A 373-nucleotide genomic window follows, 5' to 3' on the forward strand; every position below is an offset into this window, starting at 1 on the left:
CTTCGGTGGGTTCTTCGGTGGGCTCTTCGGTACTATCACTAGGAATCATGTAAGTTTTGGTCTTCTTAACAACTACGACTTCAACAAGCTTTTCTTCCCCGTGTTCAATAATGCCGTCCGGATTCTTTTCAGTTTTCATGAGACGAGTGATGCTTCCGGTAGATTTCAGATTAAGACCAAGAGCCTTATTGATTTCGGCAAAGGTGAAAGCTTCACCCTTATGAGCATTAAGGAAGTCCATAATTTTTTTAGCATTGTCGTTCATCTTAACAGTTTTCTGATTTGCCATATTAAATTTACCTCTGGCGGTATCTAAGACCGCCCCTTTCCTTTTTATCTTCCCTTACCTTTCCTTATCGTCTCTAATATTATA

General features: G+C 39.9%; 1 protein-coding gene. It reads right to left on the reverse strand.

Features of this window, described 5'->3' with window-relative positions:
- The coding region (locus B4C08_RS01930) for a hypothetical protein (RefSeq protein ID WP_296662328.1) at positions 1-289 on the reverse strand (289 nt) is incomplete at its 3' end.
- Between the last annotated feature and the right edge of the window lie 84 nt (positions 290-373).

Source organism: Treponema sp. UBA753 (genome assembly GCF_002297325.1).
Lineage (GTDB): Bacteria > Spirochaetota > Spirochaetia > Treponematales > Treponemataceae > Treponema_D.